The following is a 17049-nucleotide window of genomic DNA, read 5'->3' on the forward strand; positions in this document are numbered from 1 at the left end:
CCCGCCATGCGTCCCGAAGCCCCCGAGAGCCACGAGGCCCTGGTCCGCGACCACACGGTCTACGCCTGTGTCATGGGTTCGCGCGCCTTCGGTCTGGCGACGGAGGACAGCGACACGGACCGCCGGGGCGTCTTCCTCGCGCCGACCGCCCTGTTCTGGCGCTTCGAGAAGCCGCCGACGCACGTGGAGGGTCCGGGGGAGGAGCAGTTCAGCTGGGAGCTGGAGCGCTTCTGCGAGCTGGCCCTGCGTGCGAACCCGAACATCCTGGAGTGCCTGCACTCCCCGCTGGTGGAGTCCGTGGACGACACCGGCCTCGAACTCCTCTCCCTCCGCGAGGCGTTCCTCTCCCGCCGGGCCTACGAGACGTTCACCCGTTACGCGCACGGCCAGCGCCGCAAACTGGACGCCGACGTACGCACCCACGGCGCCCCGCGCTGGAAGCACGCGATGCACCTGCTGCGGCTGCTGGCCAGCGCCCGCGACCTGCTGCGCACGGGCGTCCTGACGATCGACGTCGGCGAGGCGCGGGAGCCGCTCCTCGCCGTGAAGCGCGGCGAGGTGCCCTGGCGGGAGGTGGAGGCGCGGATGAACCGTTTGGCGCGGGAGGGCGAGGAGGCAGCCCGGCACAGCCCCCTGCCCGACGAGCCGGACCGGCGCCGCGTGGAGGACTTCCTGATCCGCACCCGCCGGGCCTCAGCGGGCCAGCCGGGTCCGTACGACGAAGTCGTGCAGGGCGTCGTACGCGGTCGGGGCGTCGGGGAGCACTGACGCGGCCTGCGCGCCGTCCAGCACGCTGTGCAGCCGCTCGACGTCGGCGCGCACGCGCGCGTGGTCGACGCCGGCGTCCCCGTGCTCCCGCTCGGCCTTGGCGGCGACCAGCTCGGGCAGGTACACCGGGGCGGCGTCGACCTCCTCGGCGAGGGTCGGCAGGTGGGGCTGCACCTCGCCGGTGCGCATCAGGTGGATGCCCGTGAGGAGCACCCGGAAGGTGTACAGGAGCGGCTTCAGCTCGCCGGTCTTCTCGAACAGCCGCCACTGGGTCTGTGCGAACCCCCGGTAGTGGTGGGCGTGGTGGCTGGTGAGGACAGCCGGTGCGAATCCGGCCAGTTCCCGGTGCGCCTCGGTGGTGTGCACGATCAGCGGCGACAACAGCTGCTCCAGCACGTAGCCGTTGCGGCGGAGCATCAGCCGGACGAACTTGCGCAGGTCGTGCGTGACCAGGTCCATCTCGACGCCGTCCCGGTCCCACATCCGCGACCTGGTCTCCTCCGGCTCGCGCAGCCCGACCAGGTCGGCGGCGGGCAGCAGGTGCGCGCCGCGCAGGTCCACGTCGGAGTCGCGGGAGGGGAAGCCGTAGAGGTGGGCGCCGGAGACGGTGGCGAACAGCACCGGGAAGGGCTGTTCGGCCACCACCGGGGCCAGGTCGATGTCCAGGGCGTCGATCACGGGCTCAAGCGTCCCAGAGCGCTCCGAGGGCCAGCAGGTCGCCCCGGTACTCGATGCGGTCCGCCCAGTCGGCGGGCCAGGCGTCGGCCCCTAGGTGCGCGCCCGCGAAGGCGCCCGCGAGGCAGGCGATGGAGTCGGAGTCGCCGGAGGTGCAGGCGCCGCGGCGCAGGGCGGTGAGCGGTTCGTCGACGAAGAGCAGGAAGCAGAGCAGCCCGGCCGCCATGGCCTCCTCGGCGATCCAGCCCTCGCCGACGGCCAGGCAGGGGTCGGTCTCGGGCGAGGCGGTGCGCACCGCCTCCTGGAGCCGGTCGAGGGTGGCCAGGCACTCGTCCCAGCCGCGCGCGATGAAGTGCTCGGGCGTCGGGTCCTGGGCGCGGCTCCACAGGTCGCCGAGCCAGCGCTCGTGGTAGCGGGTGCGGTTGTCGTAGGCGTACGAGCGCAGCAGCCCGACCAGGCCGGTCGGCTCGGCGCCCTCGGCGAGCAGCCGTACGGCGTGCGCGGTGAGGTCGGAGGCGGCGAGCGCGGTGGGGTGGCCGTGGGTGAGCGCGGACTGCAACTGGGCGGCGCCCGCGCGCTGTTCGTCGCTGAGGCCGGGCACGAGGCCGACCGGTGCGACGCGCATGTTGGCGCCGCAGCCCTTGGAGTGGATCTGGCTGGCGTCCTGCCAGGGGCGGTCCGGGGTCTTGAGGAGGTGGCAGGCCTTGAGACAGGTGTTGCCCGGCGCCCGGTTGTTCTCCGGCGACTGGTACCAGTCGACGAACTCCTCCCGCACCGGCCGTTCCATCCGCTTCGGGCCGAGCAGCCCCCGGTCCATGGCCGTCCGCAGCCCCTTGCCGAGCGCCAGCGTCATCTGGGTGTCGTCGGTGACGATCGCGGGCCTGGGCAGCGCCATCTCCCGCCAGGGCCCGCACTTGGCGAGGATGGACGGGACGTCGTTGAACTCGGTGGGGAAGCCCAGCGCGTCGCCGAGGGCGAGGCCGGTGAGCGCTCCGGTGGCGGCGCGCTTGGTGCCTGGGGTCGTGGTCATGCGGGACGTCCTTCCCGAGGGGTGCGGAGCAGGGGCGGGTGCAGGGTGGTGGCCGGTCCCGCGCGGTACACGGCGGCGGGTTTGCCGCGGCCTCCGGTCAGGCGGGCGGCGCCGGGGACCGCCTCGACGAAACCCGGTGTGGCGAGGACCTTGCGGCGGAAGTTGGGCCGGTCCAGGGCCGTGCCCCACACCGTCTCGTAGACCTGTTGGAGCTCGCCGAGGGTGAACTCGGCCGGGCAGAAGGCGGTGGCCAGGCAGGTGTACTCCAGCTTGGCGCCGACCCGGTCCCGGGCGTCGGCCACGATCCGGTCGTGGTCGAAGGCGAGGCCCCGGGCCTCGTCGTACGGCACCCAGCGGGCCGCGGCAGCGTCACCGCCGCCGTGCGGTTCGGGAGGGTCCGGCAGCAGCGCGGCGAAGGCCACGGACACGACCCGCATGCGGGGGTCGCGGCCGGGTTCGCTGTAGGTCCGCAGCTGCTCCAGGTGCAGCCCGGTCACGTCCGCCAGGCCGGTCTCCTCGGTCAGCTCCCGGCGGGCGGCCGTCTCCGCCGACTCCTCGGGGAGCAGGAAGCCCCCGGGCAGTGCCCAGCGGCCCGCGTACGGCTCCTGTCCCCGCTCGACGAGCAGCACGTGCAGCGCGCCGGCGCGGAGCGTGAGGACGGCGAGGTCGACGGTGACGGCGAAGGGTTCGAAAGCGTGCTTGTCGTAGCCGCGCACGACCGGCCACCCCCTTAATAGTCACTACGACTATAAAAGGGGGTGGCCGGTCGGCACAAGCCTCGTGGGGGCAGGGGCTGCCCAGAGGTCGGTCTAGAGGTCGACCTCCTGCATCAGCATCCCGACCTCCGTGTTGGACAGGCGGCGCAGCCAGCCCGACTTCTGGTCGCCCAGGGTGATCGGGCCGAAGGCGGTGCGCACCAGCTTGTCGACGGGGAAGCCCGCCTCCGCCAGCATCCGCCGGACGATGTGCTTGCGGCCCTCGTGGAGCGTGACCTCGACCAGGTAGTTCTTGCCGGTCTGCTCGACGACCCGGAAGTGGTCCGCGCGCGCGTACCCGTCCTCCAGCTGGATGCCGTCCTTGAGCTGCTTGCCGAGGTCGCGCGGGATCGGGCCCACGATGTGCGCGAGGTACGTCTTCTTCACGCCGTACCGGGGGTGGGTCAGGCGGTGGGCCAGCTCGCCGTGGTTGGTGAGCAGGATGACGCCCTCGGTCTCGGTGTCGAGCCGGCCCACGTGGAAGAGACGGGTCTCACGGTTGGTGACGTAGTCGCCGAGGCACTGGCGGCCCTCCGGGTCCTCCATGGTGGAGACGACACCGGCGGGCTTGTTGAGCGAGAAGAACTGGTACGACTGCGTGGCGACGGTCAGACCGTCGACCTTGACCTCGTCCTTCTCCGGGTCGACGCGGCGGCCCTGCTCCAGCACGATCTCGCCGTTGATCTCGACCCTGGCCTGCTCGATCAGCTCCTCGCAGGCGCGCCGGGAGCCGTAGCCCGCGCGCGCGAGGACCTTCTGCAGCCGCTCGCCCTCCTGCTCGGCGCCCGGGAAGGTCTTGGGCGGCTTGACGTCCTTCTTCCCCGCGTACCGCTCGCGGTTGCGCTCCTCGGCCCGCGTCTCGTACTCGCGGGACGTGGCGGGCGCGCTGCGGCCGCGCTGCTGGGGCCGCTTCGGACCGCCCTTGGCGCCGCCGCGGGCCGAGGGCCCGCGGCCCGACTTCGGGCCGTCCTGGGTGGCGCCGGGGCCCACGTCGTAGCGCCGCTCCTCCGGGCGCGGCTTCTTGGGACGGCCGCCCTGCTTGTCGTCGCGGTTGTTGCCGGCGCCGCGGTAGTTGCCGCGGCCACCGCCACTCCCGCCGCGGCCGCCGCTGTTGCCACCACGGCTCCCGCCGTTGTTTCCGCTGCTGTTCCTGCCGCTGCTGCTTCGCATCAAAATTCCGTCTTGTCGTGTGCGCCCTCGGAATCCGGGGCGTCCGGATCGAACGACGGGACCGCTTCCAGCGTCTCGGCCTCGATCGCCTCCGCCTCCGGGAGGAAGGGCGCGAGCTCCGGGAGCTCGTCCAGGCCGCGCAGGCCCATCCGCTCCAGGAAGTAGTTCGTCGTCACGTACAGGATCGCACCTGTTTCGGGTTCCGTGCCCGCCTCCTCGACCAGACCCCGCTGGAGGAGGGTGCGCATCACGCCGTCGCAGTTCACGCCGCGCACCGCGGAGACGCGGCTGCGGCTGACCGGCTGGCGGTAGGCGACGACGGCGAGGGTCTCCAGGGCGGCCTGGGTGAGGCGGGCGTGCTGGCCGTCCAGGACGAAGCCCTCGACGGCCGCGGCGTACTCGGGGCGGCTGTAGAAGCGCCAGCCGCCCGCGACCAGGCGCAGCTCGAAGCCCCGGCCCTGGACGGCGTACTCGTCGGCCAGCTCGCGCAGGGCGTCCGCGATCCGCCGCCGGGGCCGCTGCAGTATCTTCGCCAGCCGCTCCTCGGTCGCGGGCTCGTCGACGACCATGAGGACGGCCTCCAGGGCGGGCTTGAGGTCGAGGCCCGCGACCCCGTCCAGCCCGCTCTCGGTCTCCTCGGCCTCCGCGGCCCCCGTGGTCTGCTCACTCACGCCTTCTGCTCCTCCTTCGGCGCCTCGGGCGGCCGGTCGAACTCGTCGGTCACCGACGGCTGCGTCTCCCCGTCGCCGCCCGTCCAGCGGACCAGGAGGTCGCCGAGGGCGGTCTCCTGGTCCAGCTCGACGGCCTTCTCCCGGTACAGCTCCAGCAGGGCCAGGAAGCGGGCGACGACGGTCAGCGTGTCCTGGGTGTCCTGGACCAGCACCCGGAAGCTGGCCTCGCCCAGCTCCTTCAGGCGGGCGACCACGATCCCGGCCTGCTCCTGCACGCTGACCAGGGGCGCGTGGATGTGCTCGACGTACACCTGCGGCTTGGGTTTCGGCTGCATCGCCTTCACGGCGAGCTTGGCGAAGCCCTCGGGGCCGATGCTGATGACGACCTCGGGCAGCAGCTCGGATTGGTGGGGCTCCAGGCCGACGGTACGGGGATAGCGGCGGGCCTCGGCCTCCAGCCGGTCGTTGAAGATCTCCGCGATCTGCTTGTACGCGCGGTACTGGAGCAGGCGGGCGAAGAGCAGGTCGCGGGCCTCCAGCAGGGCCAGGTCGGCCTCGTCCTCGACCTCGGCGGCGGGCAGCAGCCGGGCCGCCTTGAGGTCGAGCAGCGTGGCCGCGACCACCAGGAACTCGGTGGTCTGGTCGAGGTCCCAGTCCGGCCCCATCGCCCGGATGTGCGCCATGAACTCGTCGGTCACCTTCGACAGCGCGACCTCGGTGACGTCCATCTTGTGCTTGGAGATCAGCTGGAGCAGCAGGTCGAACGGCCCCTCGAAGTTGGCGAGCCGCACCTTGAAGACACCGTCACCGGCGTCGTCGGAGCTCTCCTCCGGGGACTCCGGGGACTCCGGGGACTCCGGGGACTCCGGGGACTCCGGGGACTCCGGGGACTCCGGGGACTCCGGGGACTCCGGGGACTCCGGGGACTCATAGGACTCATAGGACTCATGGGACTCGTGGGACGAGGCGGCGCCGTGCCGGCCGGAGACGTCCTCGGCCTGCTCCCCGGGCGCGCCCGCGCCCGTCGGCACCCCGGCCGCCTGGACCGGCCGCTCGACCGGCCCGGGCCGCTCGACCGGCCCGGGACGCTCACGGTCCGCGGTCCGGGGAGCCAGTTCCGGCACGGGGGACGGATCCGCGGCGGGAACGGCGCCGGGCGGGCCGTCCGCCCGTGCCCGCCGGGCGGCGGACGCGGCGGCCTGTCGGCCGGGTGCGGCCGGGACGCGCCCGACCGCCGCCGGCGCCTCCGTCTCCGTTCCCTCGTCGGTCGGCTCCGCCTCCGTGCGCACGGCGGGGCCCGTGAGGCCCGGTTCCGCTTCGGGCACGGCCGTGCCCGGAGTCCCGAGCTGGTACTCCTCCGCGTCCGGCGCCGCCGTCTCGCGGATCCGCGCCGCGTCTCCGGGGGCAGCGGCCGACGCCCCGGCCGATGCGGCGGCCGGTCCGGCGGGGGCGGGCGCCGGTCCGGCCCGGAGGTCCTGTTCGGTGAGTGCCGCTCCGGCGGTCCCGGACGCGCCGTCGCCGGAAGGCGTCTCCTCGGGCAGCGGCGCGGCCGCCGCCTCCGGGCCCCTGCCCAGCGCACGCCGGCGGCCGGGGCCGGGGCGGGGGCCGCGGTCGGGGCGGGGGGCGTCGTTCGAGGTCATGGCCCCCGCAGGCTACCGCTACCGCCCGCGCAGCCGTCGTACGAGGATGCTGGCGTCCCCGCGGGTCTCCAGGTCGGCCAGGACCACGGCGACCGCCTCGCGGACGATGCGGCCGCGGTCGACGGCCAGGCCGTGCTCGCCCCGGAGCACCAGGCGGGCGTGCTCCAGGTCCATCAGCTCCTCGGCGGAGACGTACACGGTGATCTTCTCGTCGTGGCGCTCACGCCCGCTGGGACGGCGCGAGGGCGACCGTCCCCGCTTGCGGGGCCGGTCGGCGGCAGAACCTTCCTGCGCGCCCGTACCGGGCCCGGAAGCACGTGCGGAGCGCTCCGTGCCCCGGGTGCGCGACTCGCCCGCCGAGCCCGGTTCCGCGTCCGTCGCGGAATGCTCCGCGCCCTCGCCGTCACCGCCCTGCGCGGGCACCGACTGCGGTGCGTCCTCGGCGGCGGCCTGGTCGCTCTCCCCCGCCGGGGCCGGCACCCGGGCCTCGCCGCCCGCCGGTCGCCGCGGGGTGGACGCCTGGAGCGCCGTTCCCCCTGTCGTACGGAAGAGTTCGTCGGCCCCCGGCAGACTCACTCGGCGTGACACCGGGCGAGCACCTCCCTGGCGAGCTGGCGGTAGGCGGCGGCACCGACGGAGTTGGACGCGTACGTGGTGATCGGCTCTCCGGCGACCGTGGTCTCCGGGAAGCGGACCGTGCGCCCGATGACCGTGTGGTAGACGTGGTCGTCGAACGCCTCGACGACCCGCGCGAGCACCTCACGGCTGTGCACGGTGCGCGAGTCGTACATCGTGGCGAGGATGCCGTCGAGCTCCAGGTCGGGGTTGAGCCGCTCCTGGACCTTCTCGATCGTCTCGGTCAGCAGTGCCACACCGCGCAGCGCGAAGAACTCGCACTCCAGCGGCACGATCACCTTGTGCGCGGCGGTCAGCGCGTTGACCGTGAGCAGGCCGAGCGAGGGCTGGCAGTCGATCACGATGTAGTCGTAGTCGTCCATCAGCGGCTTCAGGGCCCGCTGGAGGGTGGACTCGCGCGCGACCTCGCTCACCAGCTGCACCTCGGCCGCCGACAGGTCGATGTTGCTGGGCAGCAGGTCCATGTTGGGGACCGCGGTCTTCAGCAGCACCTCGTCGGCCGCCATGCCCCGCTCCATGAGCAGGTTGTAGACGGTGAGGTCGAGCTCCATCGGGTTGACGCCGAGTCCGACCGACAGCGCGCCCTGCGGGTCGAAGTCGACGAGCAGCACCCGGCGCCCGTACTCGGCGAGCGCGGCACCCAGGTTGATGGTCGACGTGGTCTTGCCCACGCCGCCCTTCTGGTTGCACATCGCGATGATCTTGGCGGGGCCGTGGTCGGTCAGCGGGCCCGGGATCGGGAAGTACGGCAGCGGGCGTCCGGTCGGGCCGATGCGCTCACGGCGCTGTCGGGCCGCGTCGGGCGCGAGCGTGGCGGCGTACTCGGGATCCGGCTCGTACTCCGCGTCCGGGTCGTAGAAGTGCCCCTCGGGCAGTTCGTCGTAGTCGGCGAAGTGGTTGCGGGGCGCGCCACTTCCGTCGCCGGCCATGGCGTTCACGTGTTGGCCATCCATACTCATGTGTGCTGTCCGAGTTGCCTGCGGACTGTGGTGGTCGGCTGCGGAGGTGCGTACAGCTACGGAGCCGACAGCCTCGAGACGCCCGGGACCGTGGGTCCGCGTCGGCATTCCTGGTTGACCACCCCCGGGAGTAAATGTCGACTCATTCACAAGTCGTCTTACCTCCTTGGTGACCAGGGAACTTCTAGACAGGTCAGCGTGGCACCATGCCGACGTTCGGCGACTCTATGGCGTGTCGGCCGTCCGCAGCAACACAATCCGCCGGACCCGGCCCGATGTGTCGGCAATGAAACATCCCTCTGTCAAGGGCGTACGGCCGTCGCACAGCAGGTTTCACCGGTGCGCGAATCGGTTGAAGCGTTACGTTCGAGGCGAGTTGACCGAGAATCGCAAAGTGACCATACACACACCCGGCCGGACCTTGTCGGGCAAGGTCCGGCCGGGTGTGTGGCGTTGACGGCGCCTGTTGACGTATCGCCTTTACCGCTTGACGACTTAGGCGAGCAGCGAGGCCAGCTCCACGTGCTCCAGGCCGTGCGCCTCGGCGACCTCCCGGTAAACGACCTTGCCGTCATGGGTGTTGAGACCCTTGGCCAGCGCGGGGTCGCGGCGCAGCGCCTCGGCCCAGCCGCGGTTGGCCAGCTCCACGATGTACGGCAGCGTGGCGTTGGTCAGCGCGTAGGTGGAGGTGTTGGGCACCGCGCCGGGCATGTTGGCGACGCAGTAGAAGACCGAGTTGTGGACCGGGAAGGTCGGCTCGGCGTGGGTGGTCGGGTGGGAGTCCTCGAAGCAGCCGCCCTGGTCGATCGCGATGTCGACAAGGACACTTCCGGGCTTCATCCGGGACACCAGCTCGTTGGTGACCAGCTTCGGGGCCTTGGCACCCGGGATCAGCACGGCGCCGATCACGAGGTCGGCCTCCAGGCAGGCCTTCTCCAGCTCGAAGGCGTTGGAGACGACGGTCTGGATCTTCGTGCCGAAGATCTTGTCGGCTTCCTTGAGCTTGGTGATGTCCTTGTCGAGCAGGGTGACGTGGAAGCCCAGACCGATGGCGATCTGCGCCGCGTTCCAGCCGGAGACGCCGCCGCCGATGACGACGGCGCGGCCCGCGAGCACACCGGGGACACCGCCCGGCAGCACACCGCGGCCGCCGTTGGCGGCCATCAGGTGGTAGGCGCCGACCTGCGGGGCGAGGCGGCCCGCGACCTCGGACATCGGGGCCAGCAGCGGCAGGGCGCGGCTGGGCAGCTCGACCGTCTCGTAGGCGATGGCGGTGGTGCCGGACTCGATGAGCGCGTCCGTGCACTCCTTGGAGGCGGCCAGGTGCAGGTAGGTGAAGAGCGTCTGGTCCTTGCGCAGGCGGTGGTACTCCTCCGCGATCGGCTCCTTGACCTTCAGGAGCAGGTCCGCGGTGGCCCAGACCTCGTCGGCGGTGTCGAGGATCCGCGCACCGGCCGTGACGTACTCCTCGTCGGGGATCGAGGAGCCGACTCCGGCGTTGCGCTCGACGACGACCTGGTGACCGTGGCGCACCAGTTCGTGCACGCCGGCGGGGGTGATGGCCACCCGGAACTCGTTGTTCTTGACCTCGCGGGGGATGCCGACCTTCACGTGGATCACGGTCCTTGGCTCAGAGGATGGGCTATTACAAGGCATACCCGCTCAAGCGCGGGCACACCGGGTCAGACCGCAGGAGAACGTGCGGCAGAGCCAGTTTAATGAAGGTGTTCTCTCTGTCTAGCCTTTCAAAGCATTAATCTTCAGACGATGTGCTGCGGATTTCGCAGGCATCTGCGGGATCTTCCCTCAGCATCCGTTCGGCCGTGCTCCGCTCCAGGCCCGCCGCGGTGGGGTCGCCGAGCCGGTCCAGCGTGTCGGCCAGCCGCAGGTGCAGCGCGGCCTGGAGCCGTACGTCCTCGGCCCGGCGGGCCCAGTCGACGGCCTCCTGGCAGGTGCGCAGCGACTCCTCGGGCCGACCGGCGTACTCCTGGACCCGGGCCAGCTCGGACAGCGCCCGCGCGTGCGCGGCCACGTCCCCCGCCTTGCGGTGCCCGGCCACCGCGGCCCGCCAGGAGCGCACCGCCTCGCCGTAGCGTCCGGCGTAGGTGTGGGCGGTGGCGAGACGGCCGTAGACCCGGGCGGCGTCGGCGCGCTCGTCCCGGGCGAGGCGCTCGGCGAGGGCCCGGCCGAACCAGTCGGCGGCCCGGTCGTAGTCCCCCAGCTCCAGATGGGCGCCGCCCACGGATTCCATCGCGCGGCCGGTCGCGTACGGGTCGTTCGCCTCCCGTCCGGCGTCCAGCGCGGCCCGGTAGCGCACCAGCGCCTCGGCGGTGCGGCCGGTGCGGGCGTCCAGGTCGGCCAGGTTCAGCAGGGCCGCCGCCTTCTCCCGGGGCAGTTCGCGGCGCTCGGCCACGTCGAGGACGAGCCGGTGGATCCCGTACAGGTCGGGGGCCGCGGCCCGGGTTCCGAAGTGGGCCACCATGGCCCGCACCAGCTGGGACATGAGTCTGCGGGCGAGGGTGTCCAGCTCGCCGTCGGCGACCGCGAGGCGGGCCGCCGCCAGCAGGGCGGGGCGCCGGGCGCCCAGCCAGTCGGCGGCGGCCCTCGGGTGCGGGAAGCGCAGGTCGCGCGGCGTGGCGAGGAGCTTCTCGCGGGCCTGCGGGCTGTCGGTCTCGGTGACCGCCCGGCAGGACTGGAGCAGCCGCACCGTCCGCTCCAGCATGCGGGCGCGGGCCAGTTGCAGCTCGGCGGGCCGGTCGTGCTTGCGGGCCAGGGCGGCGAGCCGGCCGTGCAGGCACCCGGGGACCTCGTACTCGGGCAGCGGCGAGTCGACGGCGCGCAGCAGGCCGTGGGCGACGAAGTCGTCCAGGGTGGTGCGGGCGCCGCTCACCGAGCAGCCGGCGAGCGCGGAGGCGGTGTGCGGGTCGACCAGGCCCGCCGGGGCCAGGGAGAGCAGCCTCAGCATCCGGGCGGCGGTGCTGGGCAGCGACGCGTAGACGAGGCCGAAGACACGGCCGAGCGCGCCCGGCTCGTCGCTCTCCGCGTGCACGTGCTTGGCGAGGTCCGCGACGGCCGCCTGGGGCCGGGCCGCGAGCCAGCCGCCGGCCAGGGTCAGCGCGGCGGGCTGGGCCTGGCACAGCTCGACCAGTTGCTCGGCGGCCCGGGGATCGACCGTGATGCGGACCGAGCCGGTGTGGCGGGAGAGCAGTTCCACGGCCGACTTGGTGTCCAGGCCGCCCAGCGTGCACGGGCGGACGTCCGCGATGCCGGTCAGCGGGCCCTCGGCCACGGCGACGGCCAGGCAGTCCGGGCTGTCCGGCAGCAGCGCGTCGACCTGCTCGGCGTCGGCGACGGCGTCGAGCAGGAGCAGGACCCTGCGGTCGGCGAGCGCGGCGCGCAGGGCCTCGGTGAGGTCGTCCTCGTCGGCCCCGGGCGGCGCGCTGCGGTCCAGTGCGGTGAGCAGGTCCCGGGCGAGGCGTCCGACGGGGACGCGGGTGCCGTCCGGCTCGCTCAGCCGGGCCCGCAGCACGCCGTCGGGGTAGTCGGGCGCGACCCGCGCGGCCAGCTCCTCGGCGAGCGCGGTGCGGCCCGAGCCGGGGCGGCCCGCGATGAGCAGCACGCGCGCGCGAGGGGCCTTGCGGCCGGAGAGGGTGTCGAGTCCGGCGCGCTCGATGTCGGCGCGCAGCTCCTTCAGCTCCCGGGTGCGGCCCAGGAACCCGCTCTCCTCAGCAGGGTCCTGGGACAGTCGTACGCCGTCCGTGTCCACCGCCTGATCCGTCACGGGCCACACTCCCGATCCCACCGCACGCCGGTGCCCGCCGGAAGCCCGGTTCGGGCGTTTGAGAGCCTAGTTCACGCTCTGCGACGTTCCCGGTGGAGCGCGGCGGGCACATCCCCCGATCGGATCAGCCGATGGTCACACCGGTGGGGTTGCGGGGCCGTCCTCAGGCCTCGAAGGGGCGGGCCGGCCACGGCGCCAGGGCCGGACGGAGCGCGTCGAGCCCGTCGCCCCGCTCCGCCGCGACCAGCGCGAGCACGCCCACGACCAGGCAGTTGTTGTGCAGTTCTCCCGCGAGCACCCCCTGGACCAGGTCGGCGACGGGCACCCGCGCCAGCTCCATGTCGGCCTCTTCGTCCTCGACCTCGAAGCGCTCACCGGCGGCCTCGGACAGGTCCCGGGCGAGGAAGATCCGTACGGCCTCGTCGCAGCCGCCGGGTGTGGTGTAGACGTCGGTCAGCACCCGCCAGTCCTCGGCCTTGACGTGCGCCTCCTCGTACAGCTCGCGCTGGGCGGCGTGCAGCGGGTTCTCGCCGGGGACGTCGAGCAGGCCGGCCGGGATCTCCCACAGCTTCTCGCGCACCGGGTGCCGGTACTGCCGGATGACCAGCGCCCGGCCCTCCCCGTCCAGGGCGAGGACGGCCACCGAGCCGGGGTGGACCTGGTAGTCGCGGCTCACCACGGAGCCGTCGGGCATCACCACGTCGTCCGTGCGGACCGAGGTCTTCTTGCCCCGGAAGGGGGTCTGGCTGCCCCGGATCTCCCACTCCTCCGGAGTGTCCTTGATCGTGCTGCCCGTCATTGCCTGACCTGCCCTTCCAGACGTACGCGAAAGCCGGGGCCCGCGCAGTTGAGTGCGCGCGCCCCGGCCACCGTACAACTGGTGTGCTACTTCGACGTCTTCCGCTCGACCGCGGCCTTGACCAGCCCGGCGAAGAGCGGGTGCGGGCGGGTCGGGCGCGAGCGCAGCTCCGGGTGCGCCTGCGTGGCGACCAGGTAGGGGTGGACGTCGCGCGGGTACTCGACGTACTCGACGAGCTTGCCGTCCGGGGACGTGCCCGAGAAGACGATGCCGGCCTTCTTCTCCAGCTCCGCGCGGTAGGCGTTGTTCACCTCGTAGCGGTGGCGGTGCCGCTCCTCGACGTACTCCTTGCCGTCGTAGACCTCGCGCACGATGGAGCCCTCGGCCAGCTTCGCCGGGTACATGCCGAGCCGCATGGTGCCGCCCATGTCGCCCTCGCCGGCCACGATGTCCAGCTGCTCGGCCATGGTGGAGACGACCGGGTGGGCGGTGGCGGGGTCGAACTCGGTGGAGTTGGCGTCCGCGACGCCGGCCAGGTTGCGCGCGGCCTCGACGACGATGCACTGCAGGCCGAGGCAGAGGCCGAGCAGCGGGATCCCGTTCTCACGGGCGTACTGGATCGCGCCCACCTTGCCGGTCACACCGCGCTCGCCGAAACCGCCCGGGATGCAGATCGCGTCGACGTCGCCGAGCTGCGCCTTGGCGCCGGCCGGGGTCTTGCAGTCGTCGGACGTGACCCACTTGATCTTCACCCGCGCCTTGTTGGCGAAGCCGCCCGCGCGCAGCGCCTCGGTGACCGAGAGGTAGGCGTCGGGCAGGTCGATGTACTTGCCGACCAGGGCCATGACGATCTCGTGCGCGGGGTTGTGGACGCGGTCGAGCAGGTCGTCCCAGGTGGTCCAGTCCACGTCCCGGAACGGCAGGTCCATCCTGCGGACGACGTAGGCGTCCAGGCCCTCGGTGTGGATGACCTTCGGGATGTCGTAGATGGAGCGGGCGTCGGGGCAGGCCACCACGGCCGCCTCGTCGACATCGCACATCAGGGAGATCTTGCGCTTGATCGCGGTCGGGACCTCGCGGTCGCAGCGCAGGACGATCGCGTCCGGCTGGATGCCGATGTTGCGCAGGGCGGCGACGCTGTGCTGGGTGGGCTTGGTCTTCAGCTCGCCCGACGGGCCGATGTAGGGCAGGAGCGAGATGTGCACGACGAACACGTTGTCGCGGCCCACCTCGTGCCGGACCTGGCGGACGGTCTCCAGGAACGGCAGCGACTCGATGTCGCCGACGGTGCCGCCGACCTCGGTGATCACGACGTCGACCTCGTCCGTCGCCATGCGGCGGATGCGGTGCTTGATCTCGTTGGTGATGTGCGGGATGACCTGGACGGTGTCGCCCAGGTACTCGCCGCGCCGCTCCTTGGCGATCACCGTGGAGTACACCTGGCCGGTGGTGACGTTGGCCGAGCCGTCGAGGTCGCGGTCGAGGAAGCGCTCGTAGTGGCCGATGTCCAGGTCGGTCTCGGCGCCGTCGTTGGTGACGAACACCTCACCGTGCTGGAAGGGGTTCATCGTGCCGGGGTCGACGTTCAGGTACGGGTCGAGCTTCTGCATCACGACGCGCAGGCCCCGGGCCTTGAGCAGCATGCCGAGGCTCGAGGCGGTGAGCCCCTTGCCGAGCGAGGAGGCGACACCCCCGGTGACGAAGATGTGCTTGGTCGTCGAAGATTTGGGCGGCATGGCCAAGAGGGGGCTCCCGTGGTCGCGGTCTGGGGTGCGGTGCGTTCGTCCTCCGCCCCGGTCGTCCCGGGTGTCGTCGGCGGCGCCGTCGCTGCGGTTCCGGGGTTTTTCTCCCACCGGTCCACGGGCTACCAGCGTATCAGCGCCTCGGGGCGATGGCGTCCGGCCACCCTCCGCGCACGCCCGGACACGCAGGTGGGAAGGTCACCGTTTCCTCACCGGCTGGTCACCCGTTCGGCGGACCCGGGTTGCCCGGAGCGGCACACAGATCATCTACGTGCGTCGTATCCTGCTCGGACGTTCGCTGCCGAGCCCGCCCGGCGACACGGCACCACCCCTCGCCCGTCAGCACCGGAACAACGAGAGCTCGTCAGTTCGTTGAGCAACAATTGTCGTTCGGGGCACCACGTTTGGCTGCACGGCCGGACGGCTGCTTTGCTTCATGACTCAACGAGGCATGGCACGCAGGACACCCGTCCCCGACACACATTCCTGACACACACCCCTGACCCCACCCTTGACCGCTGACCGCACTAGCGACCGCCCCCATGCGGGGTGACGTGGCCGTTCGACTGGAGTTGCACGTGGCCGGGCGCATCGAAGACTACGCACTCATCGGAGACATGCAGACCGCTGCGCTGGTCTGCCGGGACGGCACAGTCGACTGGCTGTGCCTGCCCCGCTTCGACTCGCATGCCATCTTCGCCGGCCTGCTGGGCACCGGGGAGCACGGCTTCTGGCGGCTCGGCCCCGCGTACGCCCCCGGCGCCGAACCGCCCACCTCGGCCCGGCGGACCTACCGCGGCGACTCGCTGATCCTGGAATCCGAGTGGGACACCCCGCGCGGCACCGTCAGAGTGATCGATTTCATGCCGCCGCGCGACGGCGCGCCGCAGCTGATCCGGATCGTGGAGGGCGTCTCCGGCCGGGTGCCGATGCGCTCGGAGCTGCGGATGCGGTTCAGTTACGGCCGGGTGGTCCCCTGGGTCCACAAGCACGAGGGCCGCACGGTGGCCGTCGCGGGCCCGGACTCCGTGTGGTTCGACACGGAGGCGGAGACGTACGGCAAGGCGCTCACCACGTACGCGGACTTCACGGTCGCGCCGGGTGACCGGATCGCGTTCACCATCTCGTGGGAGCCCTCGCACAAGGAGCCGCCGGCGCTGCCGGAGCCCGAGCAGTCGCTGGTGGCCACCGAGGACTTCTGGCGCGACTGGGTCGAGCACTGCACGTACCACGGCCCCTACCGCGAGGCGGTGGTCCGCTCCCTGATCACGCTGAAGGCCCTGACGTACGCCCCCACCGGCGGCATCGTCGCCGCGCCCACCACCTCCCTGCCGGAGGACATCGGCGGCGTCCGCAACTGGGACTACCGCTACACCTGGCTGCGCGACGCGGCGATCACGCTGTCCTCGCTGCTGCGCACCGGTTACCGCGAGGAGGCCCGCGCCTGGCGCGAGTGGCTGCTGCGCGCGGTCGCCGGCGACCCCGAGAACCTGCAGATCATGTACGGCATCGCGGGCGAGCGGGAGCTGGGCGAGGCGGAGCTGGACTGGCTGCCGGGCTACGCGAACTCGACGCCGGTCCGGGTCGGCAACGGCGCGGCCCACCAGCTCCAGCTGGACGTCTACGGCGAGGTGACCGAGGCCCTGCACCTGGGCCACATGACGGGCCTGGCCCGCAACGACTACGCCTCGGTGCTCCAGCTCAAGCTGATCCGCTACCTGGAGGACCACTGGAACGAGCCGGACGAGGGCATCTGGGAGGTGCGCGGCCCGCGCCGCCACTTCGTGCACTCCAAGGTGATGGCCTGGGTCGCCGTCGACCGCACCATCAAGCTGATCGAGTCCGGCGACGCGGACGGCCCGCTGGAGCGCTGGAAGCAGCTGCGCGACGACATCCACCGGGACGTGTGCGAGAAGGGCTACGACAAGGAACGCAACACCTTCACGCAGTCCTACGGCTCCCAGGAGCTGGACGCCTCCCTGCTGCTGATCCCGCAGATGGGCTTCCTGCCGCCGGACGACAAGCGGGTCATCGGCACCATCGAGGCCATCCAGCGCGAGCTGTCCACCTCGGACGGCTTCATCCTGCGCTACCCGACGGACGGCAAGGACGAGGGCGTCGACGGTCTGCCGGGCGACGAGGGTGCCTTCCTCGCCTGCTCGTTCTGGATGGCGGACGACCTGGCGATGATCGGCCGGGTCGACGAGGCGCGCAAACTCTTCGAGAAGCTCCTCTCCCTGCGCAACGACCTCGGCCTGCTCGCCGAGGAGTGGGACCCCCGCCTGCAGCGCCAGGTCGGCAACTTCCCCCAGGCCTTCAGCCACGTGCCCCTGATCGACACGGCCCTCAGGCTGACGGCGAGCGGCGCCTACGGCGGCTGACCGGACACCGGGCCCCGCGCTGCCGGGGCCCGGTGCTGCCGG

The 17049-nt window shown here is 72.2% G+C and carries 14 protein-coding genes; 2 read left to right on the plus strand and 12 right to left on the minus strand.

The window, feature by feature from the left end; genetic code table 11:
* The first annotated feature begins 6 nt into the window (after window positions 1–6).
* On the plus strand, window positions 7–768 hold the full coding sequence (locus ACFYZ3_RS35870) for a DNA polymerase beta superfamily protein (protein WP_388526853.1): 762 nt from the start codon (window positions 7–9) through the stop codon (window positions 766–768).
* Here ACFYZ3_RS35870 and ACFYZ3_RS35875 read toward each other — a convergent pair.
* The 12 genes from ACFYZ3_RS35875 to ACFYZ3_RS35930 form a co-directional block, all read right to left on the minus strand.
* Window positions 694–1446 (minus strand): DNA polymerase beta superfamily protein, encoded by a 753-nt coding sequence (locus ACFYZ3_RS35875; protein ID WP_388526855.1) that lies wholly within the window; start codon window positions 1444–1446, stop codon window positions 694–696. The genes ACFYZ3_RS35870 and ACFYZ3_RS35875 overlap by 75 nt on opposite strands.
* A 4-nt stretch (window positions 1447–1450) precedes the next feature.
* Window positions 1451–2473, minus strand: coding sequence for an ADP-ribosylglycohydrolase family protein (locus ACFYZ3_RS35880; RefSeq protein ID WP_388526857.1), 1023 nt, complete (start codon window positions 2471–2473; stop codon window positions 1451–1453).
* Window positions 2470–3189 carry an NUDIX domain-containing protein gene (locus ACFYZ3_RS35885; protein ID WP_388526860.1) on the minus strand — a complete coding sequence of 240 codons (720 nt, stop codon included), beginning with the start codon at window positions 3187–3189 and terminating at the stop codon, window positions 2470–2472. The genes ACFYZ3_RS35880 and ACFYZ3_RS35885 overlap by 4 nt, the downstream gene beginning before the upstream one ends.
* 93 nt (window positions 3190–3282) lie before the next feature.
* Complete coding sequence (locus ACFYZ3_RS35890; protein ID WP_361016707.1) at window positions 3283–4398, minus strand: pseudouridine synthase; 1116 nt, start codon at window positions 4396–4398, stop codon at window positions 3283–3285.
* Entirely contained in the window at window positions 4398–5069 is a 672-nt protein-coding gene (scpB, locus tag ACFYZ3_RS35895) for an SMC-Scp complex subunit ScpB (protein WP_388526864.1), read from the minus strand. Before scpB ends, ACFYZ3_RS35890 begins: the two co-directional genes overlap by 1 nt.
* Window positions 5066–6100: a segregation and condensation protein A gene (locus ACFYZ3_RS35900; RefSeq protein ID WP_388526913.1), complete on the minus strand. Its 1035-nt coding sequence runs from the start codon at window positions 6098–6100 to the stop codon at window positions 5066–5068. Before ACFYZ3_RS35900 ends, scpB begins: the two co-directional genes overlap by 4 nt.
* Window positions 6101–6727: 627 nt before the next feature.
* Window positions 6728–7297 carry a hypothetical protein gene (locus tag ACFYZ3_RS35905; RefSeq protein ID WP_388526867.1) on the minus strand — a complete coding sequence of 190 codons (570 nt, stop codon included), beginning with the start codon at window positions 7295–7297 and terminating at the stop codon, window positions 6728–6730.
* Window positions 7282–8412 carry a ParA family protein gene (locus ACFYZ3_RS35910; RefSeq protein WP_161270009.1) on the minus strand — a complete coding sequence of 377 codons (1131 nt, stop codon included), beginning with the start codon at window positions 8410–8412 and terminating at the stop codon, window positions 7282–7284. Before ACFYZ3_RS35910 ends, ACFYZ3_RS35905 begins: the two co-directional genes overlap by 16 nt.
* A gap of 387 nt (window positions 8413–8799) precedes the next feature.
* Window positions 8800–9924, minus strand: a complete 1125-nt coding sequence (ald, locus tag ACFYZ3_RS35915; RefSeq protein ID WP_331481935.1) for an alanine dehydrogenase — start codon at window positions 9922–9924, stop codon at window positions 8800–8802.
* 133 nt (window positions 9925–10057) lie between these two features.
* Entirely contained in the window at window positions 10058–12085 is a 2028-nt protein-coding gene (locus tag ACFYZ3_RS35920) for a tetratricopeptide repeat protein (RefSeq protein ID WP_388526874.1), read from the minus strand.
* Between the two features lie 163 nt (window positions 12086–12248).
* Complete coding sequence (locus ACFYZ3_RS35925) at window positions 12249–12884, minus strand: NUDIX domain-containing protein (protein WP_388526877.1); 636 nt, start codon at window positions 12882–12884, stop codon at window positions 12249–12251.
* A gap of 86 nt (window positions 12885–12970) precedes the next feature.
* Window positions 12971–14620, minus strand: coding sequence for a CTP synthase (locus tag ACFYZ3_RS35930; protein ID WP_388526880.1), 1650 nt, complete (start codon window positions 14618–14620; stop codon window positions 12971–12973).
* A gap of 584 nt (window positions 14621–15204) precedes the next feature.
* On the opposite strand from ACFYZ3_RS35930, the gene ACFYZ3_RS35935 reads away from it, so the two are divergent.
* Entirely contained in the window at window positions 15205–17007 is a 1803-nt protein-coding gene (locus ACFYZ3_RS35935) for a glycoside hydrolase family 15 protein (RefSeq protein ID WP_388526916.1), read from the plus strand.
* Window positions 17008–17049 lie beyond the last annotated feature (42 nt).

Origin of the sequence: Streptomyces sp. NPDC001599 (assembly GCF_042893535.1) — a bacterium.
Taxonomy (GTDB): Bacteria; Actinomycetota; Actinomycetes; order Streptomycetales; family Streptomycetaceae; genus Streptomyces.